The 3,150-nt window shown below is 68.1% G+C and carries 3 protein-coding genes; all 3 read left to right on the forward strand.

What is annotated here, in order from left to right; translation table 11 throughout:
• A partial coding sequence (locus ACFU99_RS38685) for an MFS transporter (protein ID WP_384401908.1) occupies positions 1–720 on the forward strand: 720 nt, incomplete at its 5' end.
• 642 nt (positions 721–1,362) lie between these two features.
• The gene (locus ACFU99_RS38690) at positions 1,363–2,868 is read left to right on the forward strand and encodes an NAD(P)/FAD-dependent oxidoreductase (RefSeq protein WP_384401911.1); all 1,506 of its coding nucleotides are present in this window, start codon (positions 1,363–1,365) and stop codon (positions 2,866–2,868) included.
• Complete coding sequence (locus ACFU99_RS38695; protein ID WP_384401914.1) at positions 2,865–3,134, forward strand: phosphopantetheine-binding protein; 270 nt, start codon at positions 2,865–2,867, stop codon at positions 3,132–3,134. The genes ACFU99_RS38690 and ACFU99_RS38695 overlap by 4 nt, the downstream gene beginning before the upstream one ends.
• The last annotated feature ends 16 nt before the right edge of the window (positions 3,135–3,150 follow it).

A 3,150-nucleotide genomic window follows, 5' to 3' on the forward strand; every position in this document is an offset into this window, starting at 1 on the left:
GGCGAGGGCCAAGAGGGCGGCGCCGGATCCGCCGCGCCGGCGGAGGATGTGAGCTACCGGCAGGCGCTCGCGGACCGCAGACTGCGCCGGTTCCTGGTCATGACGGTGATCGCCGAGTTCGTCTACATCCAGTCGACGGTCGGCCTGCCGCTGCACGTCACCTCCAGCGGACTGACGGCGTCCGACCTCGGGCTGCTGATCGGTCTCAACGGTGTGCTCGTCCTGGTCTTCGAGCTGCCCATCGCCGGCCTCGTCGTCAAACGCCGGGCCGCGTACGTCCTGGCGGTGGGCAACCTGTTCACCGGCATCGGCCTCGCGCTGACCGGATTCGCGACGAACATGGTCCTGCTGTGCGCCACCGTGGTGCTCTGGTCGCTCGGCGAGATGATGTACTCGTCCGTGGCCAACGCCCACCTGGGCGGGATGTCCCCGCCCAACATGGTCGGCCGCTACCAGGGCCTGTACGGCGCCGCCTTCACGTTCGGCACCGGCGTCGGACCGCTCGTCGGCGGCGCGGTCTACGCCTTCAACGAGTGGGCGCTGTGGGCGGCCGTGGGCGTCGCGGGGCTGATCTCGGCGCAGCTCTGCCTGCGGAGCCGGCGCGCCCCGGCCCCGCCGGAGCAGCCCCGGGGTCCGTCAGGCGCTGCGGCGCCCGGCGCCCCCGAGACGGCGGGCACAGTCGGCACGGCGGAGGAGGAGGCGCGCCCCGGCCCACCATAGGGCGGCCCCTCGCGACAGCACAGACAGCACAGACAGCACAGACAGCACGACAGCACAAGACGGTACACACAGCACAGATGGCACGGACGGCTGGTGCTCAGCATGAGTACCAGCCGTCCGTATTCGGGCCCGGCGCGCCCGAAATCCGATGTTCCGTCACCTGTTCCGTCACCGCGGCGAAGCATCCGATCGGTTCGCATGATCGCGGATTGCCTACGTCCATTTACCGCCGCAGTCATTGCGGACGTCTTACATCCACTTAAAGAACTCTTGATCCCATTCAAATGGTTGCGTATTCAGGAATCGCTGGGTACGGTTCTCATGATTGCGAGGCGGTGAATCGCACTCTTGTGCATCCTTCCCCGCACGCACTGAGACATCGCATGAGATGTGCGATCCGAAGCGGGGGCAAGCAAGGGTCAGACTCTAGTCAATGAGTGATCGATCATAGGTTTCCACATCCTCTGAATGTGGCACATCGGCGCTTCTCCATCACCTTGGCGTGACCTCAGGGAGAATTGCGCCTCCTTTCCGCGGTCCGGCCCTATTTCCTGGGAATCCTTATGCGGCGGCATCTGGACGCGCTGCCGCCGTGCGTAAACGCCGGACTGTCACCCGAGCCAATGGGGAGTTTCTCGCGAAATGGCATTCGAAAGCGCCGAAAGGCTGCAACAAGCAGATATCGTGATCGTCGGAAACGGCGCCCTGGGCCTCTTCCTGGCCCAGGAGCTGACAGAACGGGGCGCAGGCTCCATCGCCATAATCGGCCCGAGCGCCGGCGAGACGGGGGCCAGCAAAGCCGCCGGAGCGATGCTCGGCTGCTTCGGCGAGACGACCACGGAGTCGTTACGCACCGACGCCTCCCGCGTGCGGTTCGAACTCGGCGTCGCCGCGCACGACCGGTGGCCCGCCGTGCTCGACGGCCTGGAGGAGTTCTCGCGGACGGGACGGCCGCTGCTGAGCGCCCCCGACACGCATGTCGTGCTCAACTCGATCGGCGCCGAGCTCGACACCGTCAACTACCAGGCGATACGCGCGGCGCTCGACGAGTACGACAAGCCGTGGGAGGAGGTGGACCCGCACGACATCCCCGGGTTCAATCCCCGCCTCGACACCAGGTCGCTCAGCGCCATGCACCTGCCGACCGAAGGCGCCGTGGACGCCCGGGGCGTGCTGGCAGCGCTGGAGCGCAAACTGCGCGCCGCAGGCGTGCACTTCGTGGACGCGACCGTGAGCAAGCTGGTGAGCAGCGACGACGTCGTCACCGGGGTCGAGCTGGACGGCGGCGGCGTCATCGAGGGCGGAAACGTCGTCGTGGCCGCCGGCGTCCAGAGCGAGGCTCTGGTGCGGACCGTGAGCGAGGACATCGACCTGGTCCCCACGTTCCCCGGACTCGGCTTCGCGATGATCGCGCGGCGCTCCGGCGGCGACCCGTTCCGCAGCGTCGTCCGGACCCCGAACCGCGGATTCGCCTGCGGGCTGCACGTCGTGCCGCAGGGCGGCGGGCTGGAGTACTACGGCGCCACCAACCGTCTTGTGGACACCATCTCCGGCGTCACATGGATGGCGGACGTCCGCTTCCTCGCCCAGTACTCGATGCAGCAGCTCGACGAGCGGGCCGCGAGCCACGAGGTCCTCCAGTGGCTCTCCGGGAACCGCCCGGTGACCCTCGACGGCTTCCCGCTGATCGGCTGGCTGCCGCCCGCCGGGCTCTACCTCATGACCGGCACCTACCGCGACGGCTTCCACTGCGCCCCGCTGGTGGCCGAGCACGTGGCGAACGAGCTCCAGGGCAAGCCGGGCATCATCGACCCCATGTTCTCGCCGACCCGGGAGCCGATCGCCACCCGCACCGTCGAGTGGTCGGTCAACGAGTACGTCGAGCACAACCTCGCCGCGTGGTTCGAGACGGGCGCGGAGGCCGCCCCGCAGATGACGACCCCGCAGATCACGGAGTACTACCGCACCAGGTGCGTCCAGCTGTACGACCAGCTCAACATCGACTACGCGCTCGGCCCGGACATCCTCTGGTACGCCCAGGGCAGCCTGCGCGGCGCCCGCAAGATCTCGCGCTACCTGCGCAAGCACCGGGGAACCAGCGCACCACAACCGCAGTCGGTGCGGGTCGGAAGCGGTGACGCGCGATGACCGACGCGTCCACCCCGAGCATCGTCAGGAAGCTCATCGACCAGCAGCTCAACTTCGCGGCCCACGGCCTCCAGCTGAAGGACGACGACAACCTGTGGGACCTGGGCATGACGTCGCTGACGTGCCTGGGGCTCATGCTGAGCGTCGAGGAGACCTTCGACGTCGAGCTGCCGGAGGAGGTCCTCAAGGAATCGACGTTCCGCACGGTCGAGTCCATCACCGCGGCCGTCGACGCGGCGCTGGAGGGCGTCCCGGCCGCGAGCTGACAGCCGGGTCCCGAAG

The organism is Streptomyces sp. NPDC057654, from assembly GCF_042800135.1.
GTDB lineage: Bacteria > Actinomycetota > Actinomycetes > Streptomycetales > Streptomycetaceae > Streptomyces.

Excerpts from the sequence above, each read along its gene's own strand:
- ACFU99_RS38690 (WP_384401911.1), top strand. The coding sequence starts at position 1,363 with ATGGCATTCGAAAGCGCCGAAAGGCTGCAACAAGCAGATATCGTGATC.
- ACFU99_RS38695 (WP_384401914.1), top strand. The coding sequence starts at position 2,865 with ATGACCGACGCGTCCACCCCGAGCATCGTCAGGAAGCTCATCGACCAG.